We start from the raw sequence: 20,177 nt of genomic DNA, 5'->3' as shown, positions 1-20,177 counted from the left end.
AATTTTAATTATCGTTAGTATTACTACTTTCAATTATAAGACAACTATAAGCCGGTTTACCCTACCCTGATGAATAAAAAAATAATCCATTAAACCTTTTTTATTATTTAACATCTTAATTAACAACCATAAAAAAATAAACCAATCCCGATACCGAAGTCTCTCGGTACGGAACTAAAACCTACTCACTATGAATCCTAATACGCTTTGGTCTCTCCGTTTAGGCTTTTCAAACCAGCAAGCTGCTGCAATCGAAAAAATGGGAATTGCTAAATTTCTGGACGCTTCTTTTAAAAGCAATTTTGATAAAAGTATTCCCGATTTTTTAAAAGACAGCCCCAAAACATTGTCGGATTATCGGGAACTCCGAAAAAAATCAAAAGCACTTACCGATGATCAAAAAAAAGATTTTCAAAAACAGGAAGTACTCACCTCATTAGACATGAAAGCCTGGTGGCTGGACAAGATGATGCACAATGATTATCCTCTTCAGGAAAAAATGACCTTGTTTTTACACAATCATTTTGTATCAACCTACCAAAAAGTAAAAGTCAACTACTGGATTTTTGAACACAATCAATTGCTTCGAAAACATGCCTTTGGCAATTTCAAAGAATTGACTAAAGCCATTTTAAAATCCAATGCTATGTTGCGGTACTTAGACAATGTTGATAATCGAAAAGGTAAAATCAACGAAAACCTAAGTCGGGAATTACTGGAACTTTTTACACTAGGTATTGGCAACTACACCGAAGACGACATCAAAAATGGTGCGAAAGCATTGGCAGGATTAGGTGTTGGAGAAAACGGCGGTGTTTACAGGGACAAATTAGCCGACGATTCGGAGATTATTTATTTTGGAAAAAAAGGACATTTTAAAGCTGATGATATTGTTGATATTATTTTTAAGCAAAAAAACAGTCCGTACCTTTTTACCCGAAAGATATTGCAATGGTTCATTTATGATAATCCCGACGAGAAACTGGTGACTTACTATGGTGATTATTTCAGAAAGCAAAATTTTGAAATCAAACCGCTATTGGAAAAAATTTTCACCGAAGAATTTGATAAAAAAACCGCTGGTTCTAAGATTAAAAACCCATTGGAATACAGTGTACAACTACTGTCCGAATTACATATTAGCCCTAAAAACAATAGACCAATAGTAGTTTTTCTAAAAAATCAGGGTATGGATTTATTCAATCAGCCCAATGTAAAAGGCTGGGAAGGCGGAAAATCCTGGCTAACTTCTCAAATCTATTTGCAACGCAACAATCTGGCCGATTTGTACTGTAGCGGAAGAGAATATTTCAATCAGAGAACCATGACCAACATGATGGAAGAAAACCCAAACAACAATCGGGCTGCGCTTAGAAAAACAATCGTTCAACTGAATTGGAACAAAGGAACTAACAAAGAAATCATCAGTGAATTATCAGACCGATTATTATTTCAGGTAGATCATGATGCCCGAAAAGATTTCGAAAATATCTTAAAATACGATTTTGATTTTAATGCTCAAAATGCCAATCAGGCTGTTTTAAGACTCTTTAACGCTATGATCAAAGAACCTGAATTTCAACTAATTTAAACAGAACCTTCTAACAATACCTATTATGAACAGAAGAAATTTTCTATCGCTTACAGGAACATTGACAGGAGGAGCCCTGTTACTACCTGATTTTTTATTTTCTTATGGATCACAAAAAAACCTAATCATAGGTCAACAATGTCTTGTTTTTGTACAATTGAATGGTGGAAATGACGGTTTGAATACTTTTATTCCTTTTGAAGATCCTTTGTATTATGATTTACGTCCTAAAATTGCTATTTCAAAAAATGAGGTTATCTCTACAACCAAAGGCATGGGATTTCATCCTGCCTTAAAAGGGTTTGCCCAAATGCAACAAAATGGAGATTTATCAGTCATTCAAAATGTAGGTTATCCGGAACCCAATCGTTCGCATTTTAGAAGTCAGGAAATTTGGCAAACCGCTTCAGATTCCAACAAATACGTAAACGAAGGCTGGCTGGGACGTTACCTTGATTTACAATGCGTAAATCATACACCTACTGCGGGAATTAACATCGATTCTATCGATAATTTATCATTAAAAGGAGAAAGCCCTAATTCGATTACGGTAAAAGACCCGGATCGATTTAAAATAAAAAACATCAAAGAAACAGACGTTTTATCAGAGAATCCTTCATTGGATTTTGTTAGAAAAGTAGCCAATTCGGTCTTAGAAGGCTCGGAAGAAATTCAAAAAGCCCTAACCCAATCGACTACTCAAACCAGCTATCCTAAAAATGCACTGGGCAAAAATCTGGAATGGATTGCCCGATTAATCAAAGGAAATCTGAATTCGAAAGTATATTATACCTCGCAGGGAGGCTATGATACTCACGATAACCAATTGGTGATTCAAAAAAACAAATTCAATGAACTGGATAGTGCTATTTTTAGCTTTTATCAGGATTTAAAACAAGCCAATTTGCTTCAAAATGTAACCATAGTGGTGTTTTCTGAATTTGGACGAAGAGTTAAAGACAACGGTAATGGAACCGATCACGGAACTGCGGCTCCTATGTTTGTCATAGGAGGACAAAATCAGGGAAGAGTCATTGGTTCTAACCCTAATCTAGCCGATTTATCACAAGGGGATTTAAAACATCAAATTGATTTTAGATCGGTATATGCCAGTTTGCTAAAAGAAAAAATGGACTTTGATTACACAAAGATTGGTATAAAAAATCAGGCTTTACAAGGTTTATTTTAACAGTATAATAGGACTTTTTATTCTTGTTTCATTTTGCTATAGCGTACTTTTACCGCCATTAAAAAACACAGGAATGATTAAAAATAAAACCTTAAAAGGAGTACTATTTGTAGCATTAGGAGCCAGCAGTTACGGCATGCTGGCTAGTTTTGTAAAAATGGCCTATCTGGAAGGTTATACCACTGCCGAAGTGAGTGGAGCACAATTTTCTTTAGGTCTTTTTACGGTTTTGCTCCTAAATATTTTTCGAAAAATTAAAAAGAATACTGACGATGTAAAAATAGCCAAACATCAGATTCTCCAGCTCATTTTAGCAGGAACTTCCATGGGATTTACCAGTGTGTTTTACTATTTATCTGTTAAATACATCTCGGTTTCCATTGGTATTGTCTTATTGATGCAAACGGTTTGGATGGGGGTATTACTCGAAATGTTCTTAGACAAAAAAAGACCTTCAACACAAAAAATAATTTCAGTTGTTATTACTTTAATAGGTACAGTCCTGGCAACTAATTTACTTCATGACGAAATTAGTTTAGACTGGCGTGGTTTCTTTTGGGGGATATTAGCCGCTGCGGCATTTACAACTACCATGTTTGGAGCAAATAAAGTTGCGGTAGAAGTTCCTTCGATACAACGCAGCTTTTTTATGCTCATTGGCGGAACATTAATTGTAGTATTATTTGGTTTTATTACACAAATCACTCCTTTTAATTATTCGATTTTCCTGAAATGGGGTATTATACTGTCTTTATTTGGCACCATCATCCCTCCTTTTCTGCTCAATACCGGTTTTCCGCTTACAGGCATTGGACTGGGCAGCATCGTTTCGGCTTTAGAATTACCCGTTTCGGTAACAATGGCTTATTTTTTATTAGCTGAAGAAGTAAATTGGGTACAATGGCTGGGTATTTTGTTAATTCTTACAGCAATTATTCTAATGAATATTCGTTTAAATAAATAATTGGAATTGTTTTTTAATACGCTAAAAACAGCTGAAAAAAGAACGCAAAAACAGCTAAAAAAACAGCAGGAGTCGCAGCTAAAGAGAATTTCATAAAAAGTAAATAATCACACAAAAAAAACTGACTTTTGAATTGAAGTAATTATTTTTTTTATTAATATTGGAATCTATTACAATATCATTTTTTAATTTAAAAAACTATTTAGAATAAATTTTCACCTGATGAAAAAGAGTAACCGTAAAGAACTGACTTGGGAACAAACTGAAAAACTTGTTACATTGGCCTTAGAGGAAAAGAATCCTTTTGAAATAATAAAAAAAGAATTTGGATTGGCTGAAAAAGAAGTTCTGGAAATCATGAAGAAAAAAATGCCTCTGGAAAAATTTGAGATGTGGAAAAAGAAAGCTACGGCTACTAAACCGAAACCTAAGCCGCTTAAAATTGATGATTTTGACGACGATTTAGATGGAAAATATTATATCAAAAATAAATTAGATTAACCTATCGTAAAAGCACTCTCAACCCGAAGTGCTTTTTTTAATTTTCATAAGTTGTAAAATCATTACAGCATAAAAAACTATTGGACCCAAACATCCCATTAAACATGAAAAAAACTTTTTTTGTTCTGGCCATTGCCTCACTATTTTTAAATTATCAAACGCTCCAAGCACAAACTACTAAAGGGGCAATTATTCAGGTGGGTATCAATTTGAATGAGGTTATAAACGACCAGGTTTTAGTAACCGTAAATGCTCCAAAAAGCAATAGTGACGAAATAACCTATCGCATCCCTAAAACAGTTCCGGGAACTTACTCTGAAGACAATTATGGGAAATACATCGAAAATTTGAAAGCTTTTGATAAAAAAGGAAATTTGTTAACTGTTAAAAAAGCAGACGAAAATTCATGGACAATCAGTAAAGCGAAAACTTTGAGCAAAATTACGTATCTGGTTAACGATACTTTTGATAGTGAAAAAGGAACAGGTTTTGGACAAGACGATGTTTTTTCGCCAGCCGGATCTAATATTAATGCAGGCGAAAATTTTATGATTAACACCCATTGCTTTGTGGGCTATTTTGACAATTTTATGACTACTCCTTACGAAATTTCGGTAAGTCATCCTGCAAATTTATGGGGAAGCACATCCATGATTGATAAAGACAGCAGCACTACAAAAGATGTTTTTATTACCTCACGCTATGCCGAATTAGTAGAAAATCCTATCATGTATGCTAAACCGGATTACACCACATTTAATGTGGACGGTATGGACATTCAAATTTGTGTTTACTCGCCTACAGCAAAATATACAGCCGAAAGCATTACCGCTGAGATGAAAACCATGATGACGGCTCAAAAACATTTTTTAGGAAAAATTAATGCTACCAAAAAATATACCGTTCTTTTGTATCTATCGAGTTTAAAACCGGATGATGCCCGTGGTTTTGGTGCTCTTGAACATCCTACTGCAACAACGGTGGTATTGCCTGAAATGATGGAAAAAGAAGAATTAGTAAAATCGATGATGGATGTGGTTTCGCACGAATTTTTCCACATTGTAACGCCATTAACCATTCATTCGAAAGAAATCCATTTTTTTGATTACAATGCACCAAAAATGTCCCAACATTTATGGATGTATGAGGGAGTTACCGAATATTTTGCCAATTTGTTCCAAATCAATCAGGGCTTGATTTCAGAAGAAGATTTCTACAATAGAATTGCCGAAAAAATCGAAGAAGCCAAAGCTCTGAATGACACCATGCCTTTTACCGAAATGAGTACTAATGTATTGAAACAACCCTACAAAGACCAATACCTGAATGTGTATCAAAAAGGGGCTTTGATAGGAATGTGTATCGATATTATTATCAGAGAAAAAAGCAACGGACAAAGAGGAATTCTGGATTTAATGCAAAAATTATCTAATGAATACGGAGTAAGTAAACCATTTAATGATGCTGAACTTTTTGACAAAATTACGGCTTTGACTTATCCTGAGGTAGGCGATTTTTTAAAGACTTATGTTGCAGGACCAACACCTATTCCATATGAAGTTTATTTAGCCAAAGTAGGACTGGCAAAATCAATTGTACAGGAACCGGCAGCCGTTTTCCTTAAAGGTCAGACACCTTATGTAATGGTAAATCCTAATAATAATGAAATTAGTGTTGTACCCAATATGGATTTGAATGTATTTTTCACGCATCTGGGATTAAAAGGAGATGATGTTATTTTAGAAATCAACAACGTAGCTTATTCGTATGACAACATTTACGACATGATTAATCAAAGTGACAAATGGAAAGAAAACGAAGAAATCACTCTAAAAATCAGACGCAACGGCAAAGAAGAATTACTAAAAGGAACCGTAAAACTACCTCATGAAGACAAAGAAAAAATAAACGTTGCAGATGATTCTAAAAAACAATTAAAAGAAGCCTGGCTAAAAGCATAATCTAAAAATCAAAACGAAAATAAAGAATCGCTCATTAATTTGTTCAACAATTTTCTTTATTTTGCACAAAATCTATTCATCAATGAAAAAACCAATTCTCGCATTAATTGCCCTAATCCTTATTGTTTCTTGTAACAAAAAAGAACTTAAAGGAAATCTAAACATCACAGGAAATGTAAAAGGACTAAAAGAAGGAACTTTATACATACAAAAATTTGTTGACACCGCCTTAGTTGCCATCGACACCATTAAAATTGACGGAAACTCTCATTTTGAAAGTAATCTTGACTTGAAATCGCCTGAAATGTTGTATTTATTTTTAGATCGCGGAGTTAGCAATTCCTTAGACAACAATTTGATGTTTTTTGCTGAACCGGGAATTATCAACATCGAAACTAATTTAGATGCTTTCCTGTCTGGAGCTAAAATTACAGGTTCAAAAAATCAGGATTTGTACGAAGATTATAAAAAAACCACTTCTAGATATAAGGATGAAAACTTAGAGCTTATTGAAAAGAAATTCAAAGCCATTAAAAGAAAAGATCTTAAAGCTATTGACAGTCTGACTAAGTTGCAAGACTTAAATCTAAAACGCAAATACTTGTTTGCTGTTAATTTTGCAATGAACAATAAAGATTACGAAATAGCTCCTTACATTGCTCTGGCCGAAGTCTATGATATTAACGTTAAATATTTAGATACTATTAAAAACGCTATGTCGCCTAAGGTAGCCCAATCTTTATACGGTAAAAAACTAACCGAATATGTGGCTAATATTAAAAAAGCTAATTAAGAAAATCGGAGTAATTCCAATTCTAAAAAAGCATTTCAACTAATAACTGAAATGCTTTTTTGTTTTTTTAACAAATCGAATGCTAGCTGCTCATTTTAATCTCAAAAAATAAAATGTCACAAAAAAAATAAATATCTTAGCTATCTAACCTACTAATTGCTATGTGGAAAAATTTATCCTTCAAAACACAATTAATATTAATTCTCTTAATACCAGTTACCGGATTACTGTATTTTACAATTACCAATATTAATAATACCTACCAAAAGCATCTCAGAATTGAGAACAGCAGCGAACGAATTGAGAATATCGCTGCTTTTTCTGAAGGTATAATGCTAATTAATAACGAAAGAACATTAAGTGAATATTCAAAGTTTAATCCCAATAAAAAAGCGGAATTAAAACTCAATAGAACAAAAACACTGGAATGGTTTTCTAAAATAAATACTACCGATAGCGTTGTTCTAAAAAATATTGATGAAGCTCAAAAAATCATCAATCGCATTCATTTTGATGCTGAGGATAATGCTTCAACATTAACCAAATTTGAGGAATATTCAACTTTAAACAATATCTTAAACAACTTAATTGACCGGGAAATTGTCAATTCAAACAATGCCAATTTAACCAAACTGGCAAATAATTTTAAATCTTATATCGATTCTAAATCGGCTGCAAACTTAATCAGAGCGGTCGTTTTTATTAAATTGACTGACAAAACAATGCAGTCAAATTTATATGCTTATTTTGAAAACATAAAAAATCAAAATAAAAATGCCGATTTTAAATTAGAAAACTACAACGAACTTCATATCAATGATGCCATTATTCAATTTAAAAAATCAGCCGAATTTCAATCTTTTTTAACTACAGCCGAAGCGGTACTTAACAACAATTCTAAAATTACTCCCGAAATATGGTGGGAGCAATCAACTGCTGTAAACGACAAACTCAACACCTTAAAAATTAATAAACTCAATTACATTATTCAGGCTACTCAGCAGGAAAGAGATGCAACAGTTTTAAGCACTATTCTTGCATTAGTGTCATTTTCATTATTGCTGTTAGTAACAGGAATTTTAATCTTCAAATTAATTCGCAATACTTCAAATTCGCTCAACACAATTGCCAATGCCATCGAAAAAATTGCAATAGGCAGCACCCAACGCCATCATCAGCTATCAGGAAATACAGAACTCAATTCCATCCGAATTTCTCTGGAGAAACTAACTGATGCCGTGAGAGAACAAATTGATTTGGCTACAAAAATCAGTTCCGGAAATCTGGGTGATACAATTAAAGTGCGAAGCAAATCAGACACCTTAAATGAAGCTTTAAACACCATGTCTTTAGAATTAAAAAGACTTAAAGATCAGGCAGAAGCCAATAGTTTATTGGAAAAAAACATTAGCGAAATAAACAGTGCTATTATAACTTCTAAAAAAATAACCGATTTTGGAGCCAATATCAGTAAAATTCTAAGCCAGCAAACCAATGCGTGTCAGGCTACTTTTTACACCACCGATTACATTGACAACAAAGACAATCTAATAAAAATTGGCAGTTATGCTGACGATGATAATAGTCCAAAAACGATTGCTTTTGGAGAAGGATTAATTGGTGAAGCTGTCAAAAATAACGAACAAAAATGCCTGAACAATCTAAGTAAAGAATACTCCTTCCTTACTTCTTCATTAGGAAAAGCAGCCATTTACAATGTTTTAATCACTCCTATTGCTTATAAAAATACAATTATAGGTGTTATAGAAATTGGCTCTTTGAACAACTTTACCGATACAGATCAAAAACTATTAAACAGCTTAAAAAACTCCTTAGGCAATGCAACGGCTGTTTTTATCAGAAATGAAGAATTAAAAATTTCAATCGAAGAAATCAATCGCAAAAACAATATTTTACAAGTACAGGAAGAAGAACTAAGACAAAACAACGAAGAACTTAACAAACACAGTTTGCTACTGCAACAATCGGAAGAAGAACTAAAAAGTCAAGCCGCAGAATTAGAACAAACCAATGCCTATCTTGAAGAAAAAAGCCGCGAATTGGAAACTAAAAACTACGAAATTGAGAAGAAAAACAGCGACCTCATTATTGCTCAGGAAGAACTCAATATAAAATCAGAAGAAATTGCTCAGGCCAGCAAATACAAATCGGAGTTTTTAGCCAATATGTCACACGAATTAAGAACGCCTTTGAACAGTATTTTAATTCTTTCGGATATTTTAAAAGACAATACATCGGGCAATTTGACTAATGCCCAATTAGAAAACTTATCGGTAATCAACACCTCCGGAAAAGATTTATTAGACTTAATTAATGATATTTTAGATATTTCAAAAATTGAAGCCGGTAAAGTCGAAATCTATCCCGAAAACACCGTAACAGAGCGCATTTTCTCGGATATGGAAGGGCTATTCAAAACACAAATGCAGAAAAAGAACATTCGTTTTGAATCCAAAATCACCGAAAAATGTCCCCGAGAAATTTACAGCGATGTAGGCAAAATCGAACAGATTCTTAAAAACTTTCTGTCAAATGCTTTGAAATTCACTCCCGATGGAGGAACAGTTTCAATGACTTTTGACCGTCCGGCAGAAAATTGGAACTACAGCAATCCTCAATTGGCATCATTAGACAAAAACGAAGTGCTATTCATTGCAATCAAAGATAATGGTATTGGAATTTCTGAAGAAAACAAGAAAAAATTGTTCCAGAGTTTCCAGCAAGCCGATAGCTCAACCAGTAGAAAATATGGTGGAACAGGCTTAGGATTGTCCATCTCTAAACAATTAGCACAATTGCTTAACGGAGAGGTGTTTTTTGACAGCCAACTCAATAATGGAAGTACTTTTGGGGTTTTGATTCCAATAAAATATCAAGAAAACAGCAATATTGCTAAAACCGAACCAATTGTTACAGCAATTCCTGAAACTGTAGTTGTAAAGGAAGAACAAATAGAATCCGAATATCCAAAAGCAAATGAAGAATTTGTGGATCTTTCGGCAAACATAAATGATGATCGAAACCTAGCCGATTTTGATGATAAAACAGTTTTAATTATCGAAGATGATCCATCATTTGCCGAGGTATTACTTCAGGTAGCTCACAATAACGGATTTAAAGCCATTATTGCTCATCAGGGTGAAACCGGTTTTCAATATGCTAAAAAGTACAATCCTAAAGCCATTATTCTGGATATGAAATTACCCGGAATTGACGGATGGACGGTTTTAAAATGGCTCAAAGAAGATACCGAATTAAAACACATTCCGGTACACGTCATGTCAGGGATGAAACGAGAAAAATTAGCCAAAGAAATGGGTGCTTTTGATTTCTTAGTAAAACCTATTACGCCCGAAAAACTTAAAAATGCCTTTCTCTCTATCGATGAGGAAATCAACAAAGTGTTTAAAAAAGTACTGATTTTAGAAGATGACGAAAAATTAAACTATTCGATAAAACAATTGCTGCATGTCAATGACAAAAACACCATTTGCATTCAGGCTTATTCCCGATTAGAAGCAGAAAACATACTTACTAATGTTGACATCGATTGTGCCATTATCGATTTAGGCTTACCTGATTCTGACAATGTAAAAGCTATTTCTGAATTAAAAAGCATCTCTAAGAATAAGAATATCAAAATCATTATCAATACCGGAAAATCATTATCGGAAGTTGAACAACTAGAGCTTGAAAAAAGTGTGGACAGCATTGTAATCAAAACTAATAATGCCACCGAAAGACTAAAAGATGAAATTTTATTATTCCTGAACAAAATAGAAACTACCGAAAATACCGAGTACAAAACAGCTCCAAATTTAGCCGGAGGCGAAATTTTAAAAAACAAAAATATCCTGATTGTAGATGACGATATCCGAAATATTTATGCCCTATCAGCAGCTTTAACCGGCAAAGGAGCGGTAATAACCACTGCATTTAACGGAATTGAAGCCCTAAATGCCTTAGAAGAACATCAAAGCTTTGATATTGTTCTGATGGATATTATGATGCCTGAAATGGACGGATTTGAAGCCACTAAAAAAATCAGAGAAAATGCAAAATGGAAAAACCTGCCTATTATTGCCTTAACTGCCAAAGCAATGAAAGGCGATCGTGACGAAATTTTAAAAGCCGGCGCATCTGATTACCAGTCAAAACCTATTGATATTCAAAAACTTATTTCACTAATCAGCATTTGGATTTATAAATGATAACTTTAAACGAATTAGACGAATTGCTCTACACAATAAAAAGACAATTTGATTATGACTTTAGTGATTACTCTAAGGCATCGATGCTTAGGAGAATAAATCGTTTTATGGCTATCAACAACATGAAAAATACTGTTGACTTAAAATTTGAACTCATCAACAATCCCTCTATTTTTCAGGATTTCATTAACGAAATTGTGGTTAATGTGAGTGAATTTTTCAGGGATCCCAGCTTTTTTAAATCCTTACAGCAAAAAGTTTTTCCGTATTTAGAAAGTTATCCTAAAATCAATATTTGGAGTGCCGGCTGTTCTTTTGGAGAAGAAACTTATTCGTTAAATATTCTTTTGAAAGAGAATAATCTGTATGCTAAAAGCAGAATTTATGCTACAGACATCAGTACTAATGCCATAGAACGTTCCCGAAAAGGAATTTACGATAACAGCAATTTTAAAGATTATGTTAAAAATTATTACGAATGCGGAGGCAAAGAATCCTTAAAAAACTATTTTGTTTCTGACGAAAAACATTCGATGATACAATCGGAATTGAAACAAAATATTCTGTTTTCTAATCATAATTTAGTTGCCGATGGTGTTTTTAAAGAATGCCAGTTGATACTTTGTAGAAATGTATTGATTTATTTCAACAACAATCTACAAAACAAAGCGTTAGAGCTTTTTTACGAAAGTTTACCTGTTCATGGTTTTCTGGCTATTGGAAAAAAAGAATCCTTGCGTTTTAGTTCAGTATATGAAAACTTTAAGAAAATTGACCGCGAAGAAAAAATTTATCAAAAAATAAGATGAAACCGGAGTTAATTGTAATAGGTGGTTCGGCGGGAGCTTTTGATGCCATTTTGTCTATTTTAAATCATTTAGACAAAAGCATCAACGTACCTATTGTTATTGTTTTGCATCGGTTAAAAAATACAAATTCTTCATTTGAGGATATTTTGCAAAGAAATACGCACTATTCGGTCAAAGAAATTGAAGACAAGGAAAAAATAGAAAAAGGATTTATTTATACAGCACCAGCCGATTATCATTTACTCTTAGAAGAAGATCTTTGTTTTTCGCTGGATGTATCAGAAACAGTCAATTTTAGTCGCCCTTCAATTGATGTGACATTTGAGTCATTTTCGAACATATTAAAAGAAAAATGTTGCGGCATCTTATTATCAGGATCTAACCATGATGGTGCAAATGGCTTAAAAATAATTGCCCAAAACAACGGAACAACAATCATTCAGGATTGTGACGAAGCCGAATTTGCCATTATGCCAAAAGCAGCAAAAAACATTTGTAATCAACATCAGGAATTAAATACCACAAACATCATAAATACATTGAATAATGAATTCTGTTAAAAAGCATACCTTATTATTAATAGACGATAAACCTGCCAATCTAATTGCATTAAAAAGTATTCTGGAAAGTCCAGACAGAGAAATAATATGCTGTAATTCAGGAAACGAAGGACTACAAATACTTTTGAAAGAAAAGATTTCGCTTATTTTGGTCGATGTTCAAATGCCCGAGATGGACGGCTATGAATTTGTAGAAATAACAAAACAGCATCCTAATACGGCTAATATTCCAACCCTTTTTGTAACCGCCATAAGCAACGAAGAAAAATACATAAATAAAGCTTATGAATTAGGCGCAATTGATTTTCTATTCAAACCCTTAAACATTGAAATCACGAGGAATAAAGTAGAATCTTTCTTAAAAATATGGGATTACGATCAGGAATTAAAGAGATTGAACGAAAAATTAGTAGCTAAAAATGGTGAGTTAGAACAATTTGCCAATATCATTGCTCATGATTTAAAAACACCTTTAAACAACATTAAATCCCTGGTTGAATTCATCGAAGAAGAACATCTGTTGGACTTAAAAGAAGGAGCTACCGACTTATTTGAGATGGTAAAATCATCTGCTATGACTATGTCTAAACTAATTGATGACTTATTGTATTATTCCAAAAATGTTGAAAACAACGAAGGAAAAGAAAGCATTAATATCCTTAGCGAGGTCAACGCAGTCCTAAAATTAATTAATCCCGGCAATAACATCCAAATTACAAAAGAAAACCTGAATCACACTATTCGTTTTCAATCGGTAGCATTCAAGCAAATTATTCAAAATTTATTATCGAACGCCATAAAATACAATGATAAAGAAATGACCGAGATACGCATTTCGTACAATGATGCACTACAACAAATAGCAGTAACAGACAACGGCCCCGGAATTCCAAAAAGTCAGGCAGAAAAAATATTTCAAATGTTTTATACTCTGGGACAATCCTCAAGAGGAGATTCGGGAACAGGAATAGGATTGAATTTAGTTCGAAAACTAGCAGAAAGAAACGATGCGAAAGTCTCTATCAACAGCCAATTTAAAGGTGGTTCTGAATTTATCCTCTCAGCATTAGAATCAGCATAAAAAAAAGGAATTGTAGCATCGGTACAATTCCTTTTTTAGTTTTTTATCTCTTCAATGAAAAATGAGATTTGAACTCTTTTACAATATTATTTTCAAGATAATGAATTACAAACCAGTAATCATCGGCCGGCATGTAATAACCATTATAAGTTCCGTTCCATCCCGTTCCATTAGGACTTATTTGTTTTAAAAATTTACCATAACGGTCAAATATTCGAATGTAAGCATAAGGCTGCGAACTCAATTCGGATATGTTCCACGAATCATTATAACCATCATTGTTAGGGGTGAAATATTTTGGATAATTCACCACCATAACATCTGTTTTAGTAATAGGCGCACTGCATCCTGTTTGGTCAGCAACTGTTATCGAATGCGTACCCGAAGCTACATATTCAAAAACATTACTCGATTGAAAAGGACCATCATCCAATTGATAAAGATAATCGCCTCCCGGATTAATTGCAGTAACTGTCACTTTTTGATTCTCGGCAAAAGCTTCAGTAACTGTCCAGCTAAAATCCACTAAGACATTACTTGGCAAAACTGTTACATCAATTGTTTGTTGAGTGGCACATTGACCGATATCAGGAGTAAAAGTATAGGAATCACTATTAAATTCATCAACCGTAGGCGGATCCCAAGTTCCTGTAACACCACTAGGAGAAGTTGTATCTAATGTTGGCGGAGTACTTCCTGAACAGATAGAAAAATCGCTAAAACCAGGGCTAATTGGCTGGTTTACCGTTATGTTCATTGTTTGTGTTGTGGCACATTCATTAGTATTTGGAGTAAATAGATAAGAAGCACTCGCAAAATTATCTACATTAGCAGGAAACCAAGTTCCTGAAACCCCGTTAGGTGATGTCGTAGCTAATATTGGTGCTGGATCTCCTGCACAAAAAGGAGCAATCTGGGCAAAATTTGTTACTGTTTTAGGAATTATAGTCACACTTAAAAGTTGCGGATTGGCACATTGATTCGGATTTGGAGTAAATGTATAAGTTGTTGTACCTAAAGAATTAGTATTAATCACTAAAGGAGACCAGATTCCTGTTACTCCTGATGGAGAAGTAGTATTTAAAGTAGGTGGAGTACTTCCAATACATATTGGAGCGATGGGTGTAAAACCAGGACTTACAACATTTGGTATAATTGAAATTGTAGCTGTTGTAGGAGTAGCCACAACACATTGTCCGGGATTTGGCGTAAAAGTATAAGTAACAGTTCCTAAAACAGAAGTATCGACTGTACTAGGACTCCAGGTTCCAGAAACCGGAGTCGTATTATTTGAATTTGAAGGTAAAATAGGAGCTATCGCATTTTGACATACCGTTAAAGGAATGGAATTAAATGTTGGAGTCTGTCTTGGAAGCACAGTAATATTCATTGTTTGAGGATTCGCACAAGGAAAGCTATTAGAATTAGGAGTAAAACTATAAGTAACAGTTCCAGAAGTTGCAGTATTAATCACAGATGGAGACCAAGTTCCAGTTATACCGTTATTTGAAGTTGGAGGTAATGTTGGAGGTGTATCTCCTTGACAAATAGGTGGTATTTGGGTAAAATTAGGGGTCGTTATAGTTGCTGAACATCTAGTTGAACAACTTGCAGTCTCTTGAGTTACACAAGCCTTTGCCCCTACAGCAGTTAGTGTAAAGACTACTGTTTGACCTTCATTTAATCCAGAAACCGTAAAATTACTTGGAGCATTATGTGTACCTGTTATAGGTAATCCTCCATCAACAGTATAACTATAATTGTAACTACTTTGTCCTGTATTAGCAAAATCAAATCTAATAGAATTTGTAGTTCTTACATCACAAAACAAATTTAATTTTTGATCAACATATACTGTTATTGGAGTTCGCGGAGTACTCTCAACCCCTCCAATGACTTGAGTCACATAATAAATTAGCGGGGTACTTCCTGTTGCAGCAACATTGGTTGGTGGTGTTGGAGCAGTACTAGAAAAAGTCCCACCTGTTGCAACTGTGTACCATCTTAAAGTTCCTCCTCCAGAAGGAGTTGCGTTTAAAGGTACAGCTGCTTCGTTTAAACAATAATATAAAAAGGCTGGATTTGGTGTAGGTGGAGCAGTTTGTGCAAAAACACTAGTACTAAATAACATATTAGCCAGACAAACAAAGACAAATAAAAGTAGATTCTTTTTCATTGTTCTAATTTTTAAAATAGATTAAGATTTGGGGGAATCCTATTATTAGGTAAATATATTAAAAAACCAAGTTTTATTAAAAGCTTTTGAGAAATATAAAACAGATTTTAAAAAAAGTCGAATTAATTTCAAAAAAAAAGACCCAACTAAAAAGCCGGGTCTCAATTATATAATAGCAAGCAAATTAGGCTGCTTCGTGTTGCTTTTCAACAGTAGTTTTCTCTTCTCTGGAAATAGTATCCACTAGTACCGGAGTAGCAATGAACAATGAAGAATAAGTTCCTACAATAATACCTATTAGCATTGCAAAAATAAATCCTCTGATAGATTCACCACCAAAAAGAAACATTGTCAATAATACAATAATCATTGTCAATGAAGTATTTAAGGTTCTTGACAAAGTAGTATTAATAGAAGCATTTACAATATCTTCAAAACTTCCTTTACGTTTTCCTAGTATAAACTCTCTAATTCTATCAAATACAATTACTGTATCATTCATCGAATAACCAATAACAGTCAAAATAGCCGCTATGAAGTGCTGATCCATTTCCATGTGGAAAGGCATAAATTTATAACATAAAGAGTAAATTCCTAATACAAAGATTACGTCATGCGCTACAGCAGCAATAGCACCTAATGAATATTGCCATTTACGGAATGAAATCATTAAGTATAAGAAAATAACAGCTAATGCTCCTAATACCGCCCAGTAAGAATTTGTTTTAATATCTTCAGAGATTGAAGCTCCAACTTTAGACGCTTGTAAAACTCCTACTTTTTTACCATCAAAAGTATTGATAAATTTATCATAAGAAGTATTTGGATAATACTTAGCTAAAGCGGCATATAACTTCTCATTTACTTCCTTATCAACAGCAATACCATCTTCTTTGATTTTGTATTTAGTTGTAATTTTCAACTGATCTTCATCTCCTAAAACCTTAGCTTCTACCGGAGTTCCAAAAGCTGTAGATAATTCTTCTGAAATCACAACTGCATCTACTGGTTTTTCAAATTTAACCTGAAAAGTTCTTCCCCCTACAAAGTCAACCCCTTGATCCAATCCGTTACCGAAGAAAATGGAAACCAAACTCACAATTACTACAATTGAAGAGAAGATATAAGTGATTTTCTTAATCTTGATAAAATCGTAGTTAAAATTAGTAAACCAATTTTTAGTAATATTTGTACAGAAAGTTAAATTAGCCTTTCCAACAATATTTTTATCAATAAAAATTCGGGCAATAAAAATAGACGTAAACAAAGATGTTACAATACCAATAAGTAATGTTAAAGCAAAACCTTTGATTGGTCCTGTTCCAAAAATAAACAAAATCGCTCCAGTCAAAACGTGTGTAACATTAGCATCAATAATAGAACGCATTGCTCCGTGCCATCCGTAAGATGAAGTTACTGCTTCCAGTAAAGATTTACCATCACGCAATTCTTCTTTTGCTCTTTCATAGATAATAATGTTAGCATCAACAGCAGTACCCAATGTTAATACAATACCTGCAATTCCCGGTAATGTTAATACAAAACCAAAACTTGCCATAATTCCGAATAAGAACAATAAGTTCAATAATAAAGCAAGGTTTGCATACCAACCTGCTCTGCCATAATAGAACACCATCCATATACACACCAATAAGAATCCAACAATTGAAGACAGCATACCAGCATCAATAGAAGCCTGTCCTAAGGATGGTCCTACAACTGTTGACTGAATAATATCAGCAGAAGCAGGTAATTTACCAGCATTTAATACATTGGCTAAATCCTGAGTTTCAGTAATATCAAATGAACCTGTAATTTCAGATCTTCCACCTGAAATAGGACCACTGGAAACTCCCGGTGCAGAATATACAACGTTATCCAAAACAATGGCAATATTTGTTTTTTGAGTATAAGCTCTACCAGTTAATTCCTCCCAAGCTTTAGCTCCTTGCGGACTCATTTGCATAGAAACTGCCGGTTTACCGAATTGGTCAAAAGTATCTTTTGCATCAGTAACCACAGCACCAAGCATAGCTGGAGTATTGTCTCTGTTTCCTCTTAAAGCATACAGTTCAACTGCTTCTACTTCTTTTTCTTTAGCATCTTTTAATTTAGTAGCTTTTCCCCAAACAAATTTAGCATAACGTTGATCCGGAGACAACAAAACTTTAATGTCGGCTCTTTTTAAATAACCATTGATTACAGCAGTATCTTTTGGAGCATAGAAACCTAAACCTCCTCCACTTTGAGATAACATCTTATCAAATAGTGGATTATTTCCTTTTTTAGTCTCTGTTGAATCTTTAGTATCGGTCAATAAGGCGCTTAATGAATCCTTAACTACTGCTTTTTTCTCAACTTTAGCAATTTCAGTCTTTTTCAATGCCTCATTAGCAGCCATTAAGAAATTTCCAATTTCTTCAACTTTATAAGTTTCCCAAAACTCAAGTTGTGCTTTTCCACCTAATAATTTTTTAATCCTATCTACATCTTTAGCCCCCGGAAGTTCTACAAGAATTCTTCCCGTTTCTCCTAATTTTTGGATATTAGGTTGTGTAACACCAAATTTGTCGATACGCTCTCTTAGCACTTTAAAAGCACTTTCGATTGATTCATCAACTTTTCTTTTGATTACTTTTTGAACTTGAGCGTCTGTCATTTGAAAATCAACACCACCTTCTCCTTGCAAAGATCTGTTTGCAAAAATGTCTGGCGAAGCTAATTTTACGCTTCCTTTTGAATTAGCTTCAAAAGCTTCAAAAAACTTATTTAAATACGTTTTATTTCCTTCTAAATTTGCAGTTGCATCAGCTAATGACTTATTAAATACAGGATTTTTAGAATTATTAGATAATCCTTTTAAAACATCTTTAATAGAAATTTGAAGAATCACATTGATTCCTCCTTCTAAGTCAAGACCTTTATTAAGTTGCTTGTTTTTTACTTCATCATAAGTGAATTCAGTAAAACCAAGATTCAACACACTTTCTTTACTAATAGAATCTAAATACTTTAACTCTTTATCAGGATTATCTCCTGCAAAAGCCTTGGCTTCACTTTTGACATTATTGGCCACAAAAGTGAATGTGAGTTGGTAAATACTTACCAATGCAAATAGAATTGCGAAAAATTTAATAAGTCCTTTATTCTGCATTATTACTAAAAATTAATTATTTTAAATTTATTATTTTGTGTTAACCTCTTATAAACAATACTTTAGCTTTTATTTATTCTAATCTAAAAAACTTCAAAAGCCAACGGTCATTTTTTAAACCGAGCAAATATATAATTCTGGTTATGATTAACCAATTTATTTATGAATTAATCTCAAAAAAAAGACTGCAAAATTGCAGTCTTCACTTTATATGTGAAAAAAACTTAAGCTAAAATAGTCTTCAAAGCATCATTCATTGCTCTAACTGCATCAGCACTTTTTGCAAACAATGCTTTTTCCTTATCATTTAATTGAATATCCAAAATCTCTTCTACTCCATTTTTTCCAATGATACAAGGCACTCCGATACAAATATCACTCTGACCATACTCACCTTCAACATAAACAGAACAAGCAATCATTCTTTTTTGATCATTCAAAATACTATCAACCAAAAAAGCTACCGAAGCTCCAGGCGCATACCAGGCTGATGTTCCCAAAAGTCCTGTAAGCGTTGCCCCTCCTACCATGGTGTCAGCAGCTACTTTTTGCAACACCTCTTCTGACAGAAACTGTGAAACAGGAATTCCATTATAAGAAGCCAAACGCGTTAACGGAATCATCGTGGTATCACCATGACCTCCAATAACCATCCCCGATACATCATTTGCCGGCTTATCTAAAGCCAAAGATAAATAGGTTCTAAAACGAGAACTATCTAAAATTCCTCCCATTCCAATAATCCTGTTTTTTGGCAAACCAGTAGATTTCAACGCCAAATAAGTCATTGTATCCATTGGATTCGAAACCATAACAATTATAGTATCCGGAGAATATTTTAAAATATTTTCAACTACCGATTTTACTATTCCAGCATTAATTCCTATCAATTCCTCGCGAGTCATCCCCGGTTTTCTGGGAATCCCTGAAGTCACCACCACCACATCACTGTTGGCAGTTTTTGAATAATCATTGGTAACTCCTATCACTCGGGTATTAAATCCTGTATCTGTAGCACATTGCATAATATCCAAAGCTTTCCCTTCGGCAAAACCTTCTTTGATATCTAACAATACTACTTCACTGGCAATTCCTCTATAAGAAATAACATCTGCACAGGTTGCTCCTACGTTTCCTGCTCCTACAATAGTAACTTTCATATTTTA

13 protein-coding genes are annotated in these 20,177 nt (G+C 33.8%); 10 read left to right on the top strand and 3 right to left on the bottom strand.

Annotation, left to right across the window (positions count from 1 at the left end; genetic code table 11):
• The first annotated feature begins 190 nt into the window (after positions 1-190).
• From FDM27_RS02880 to FDM27_RS02835, 10 genes are all read left to right on the top strand, one after another.
• Complete coding sequence (locus tag FDM27_RS02880) at positions 191-1,591, top strand: DUF1800 domain-containing protein (RefSeq protein ID WP_140485105.1); 1,401 nt, start codon at positions 191-193, stop codon at positions 1,589-1,591.
• 25 nt (positions 1,592-1,616) lie between these two features.
• Positions 1,617-2,780, top strand: coding sequence for a DUF1501 domain-containing protein (locus tag FDM27_RS02875; protein ID WP_071185242.1), 1,164 nt, complete (start codon positions 1,617-1,619; stop codon positions 2,778-2,780).
• A gap of 73 nt (positions 2,781-2,853) precedes the next feature.
• The gene (locus FDM27_RS02870) at positions 2,854-3,744 is read left to right on the top strand and encodes an EamA family transporter (protein ID WP_140485104.1); all 891 of its coding nucleotides are present in this window, start codon (positions 2,854-2,856) and stop codon (positions 3,742-3,744) included.
• A 222-nt stretch (positions 3,745-3,966) separates the two neighbouring features.
• The gene (locus FDM27_RS02865) at positions 3,967-4,245 is read left to right on the top strand and encodes a DUF2805 domain-containing protein (protein ID WP_071185240.1); all 279 of its coding nucleotides are present in this window, start codon (positions 3,967-3,969) and stop codon (positions 4,243-4,245) included.
• 104 nt (positions 4,246-4,349) lie between these two features.
• Positions 4,350-6,206, top strand: coding sequence for a peptidase M61 (locus tag FDM27_RS02860; RefSeq protein WP_140485103.1), 1,857 nt, complete (start codon positions 4,350-4,352; stop codon positions 6,204-6,206).
• Positions 6,207-6,288: 82 nt separating this feature from the next.
• The gene (locus FDM27_RS02855; RefSeq protein WP_071185238.1) at positions 6,289-6,999 is read left to right on the top strand and encodes a DUF4369 domain-containing protein; all 711 of its coding nucleotides are present in this window, start codon (positions 6,289-6,291) and stop codon (positions 6,997-6,999) included.
• 161 nt (positions 7,000-7,160) lie between these two features.
• Positions 7,161-11,231: a response regulator gene (locus FDM27_RS02850; protein ID WP_140485102.1), complete on the top strand. Its 4,071-nt coding sequence runs from the start codon at positions 7,161-7,163 to the stop codon at positions 11,229-11,231.
• Positions 11,228-12,040 carry a CheR family methyltransferase gene (locus FDM27_RS02845; RefSeq protein WP_140485101.1) on the top strand — a complete coding sequence of 271 codons (813 nt, stop codon included), beginning with the start codon at positions 11,228-11,230 and terminating at the stop codon, positions 12,038-12,040. The genes FDM27_RS02850 and FDM27_RS02845 overlap by 4 nt, the downstream gene beginning before the upstream one ends.
• The gene (locus FDM27_RS02840) at positions 12,037-12,600 is read left to right on the top strand and encodes a chemotaxis protein CheB (protein WP_140485100.1); all 564 of its coding nucleotides are present in this window, start codon (positions 12,037-12,039) and stop codon (positions 12,598-12,600) included. Before FDM27_RS02845 ends, FDM27_RS02840 begins: the two co-directional genes overlap by 4 nt.
• Entirely contained in the window at positions 12,587-13,681 is a 1,095-nt protein-coding gene (locus FDM27_RS02835; protein ID WP_140485099.1) for a hybrid sensor histidine kinase/response regulator, read from the top strand. Before FDM27_RS02840 ends, FDM27_RS02835 begins: the two co-directional genes overlap by 14 nt.
• 43 nt (positions 13,682-13,724) lie before the next feature.
• Here FDM27_RS02835 and FDM27_RS02830 read toward each other — a convergent pair whose 3' ends face one another.
• The 3 genes from FDM27_RS02830 to mdh form a co-directional block, all read right to left on the bottom strand.
• Entirely contained in the window at positions 13,725-15,857 is a 2,133-nt protein-coding gene (locus tag FDM27_RS02830) for a T9SS type B sorting domain-containing protein (RefSeq protein ID WP_140485098.1), read from the bottom strand.
• A gap of 184 nt (positions 15,858-16,041) precedes the next feature.
• Positions 16,042-19,011, bottom strand: a complete 2,970-nt coding sequence (secDF, locus tag FDM27_RS02825; RefSeq protein WP_140485097.1) for a protein translocase subunit SecDF — start codon at positions 19,009-19,011, stop codon at positions 16,042-16,044.
• A 224-nt stretch (positions 19,012-19,235) separates the two neighbouring features.
• Positions 19,236-20,171 (bottom strand): malate dehydrogenase, encoded by a 936-nt coding sequence (gene mdh / locus FDM27_RS02820; RefSeq protein WP_071185231.1) that lies wholly within the window; start codon positions 20,169-20,171, stop codon positions 19,236-19,238.
• Between the last annotated feature and the right edge of the window lie 6 nt (positions 20,172-20,177).

The organism is Flavobacterium sp. GSA192, from assembly GCF_006386525.1.
In the GTDB taxonomy this organism is placed as follows: domain Bacteria; phylum Bacteroidota; class Bacteroidia; order Flavobacteriales; family Flavobacteriaceae; genus Flavobacterium; species Flavobacterium commune.
The sequence above is the reverse complement of the archived record's forward strand: the minus strand, read 5'-3'. Positions and strand labels throughout refer to the sequence as shown.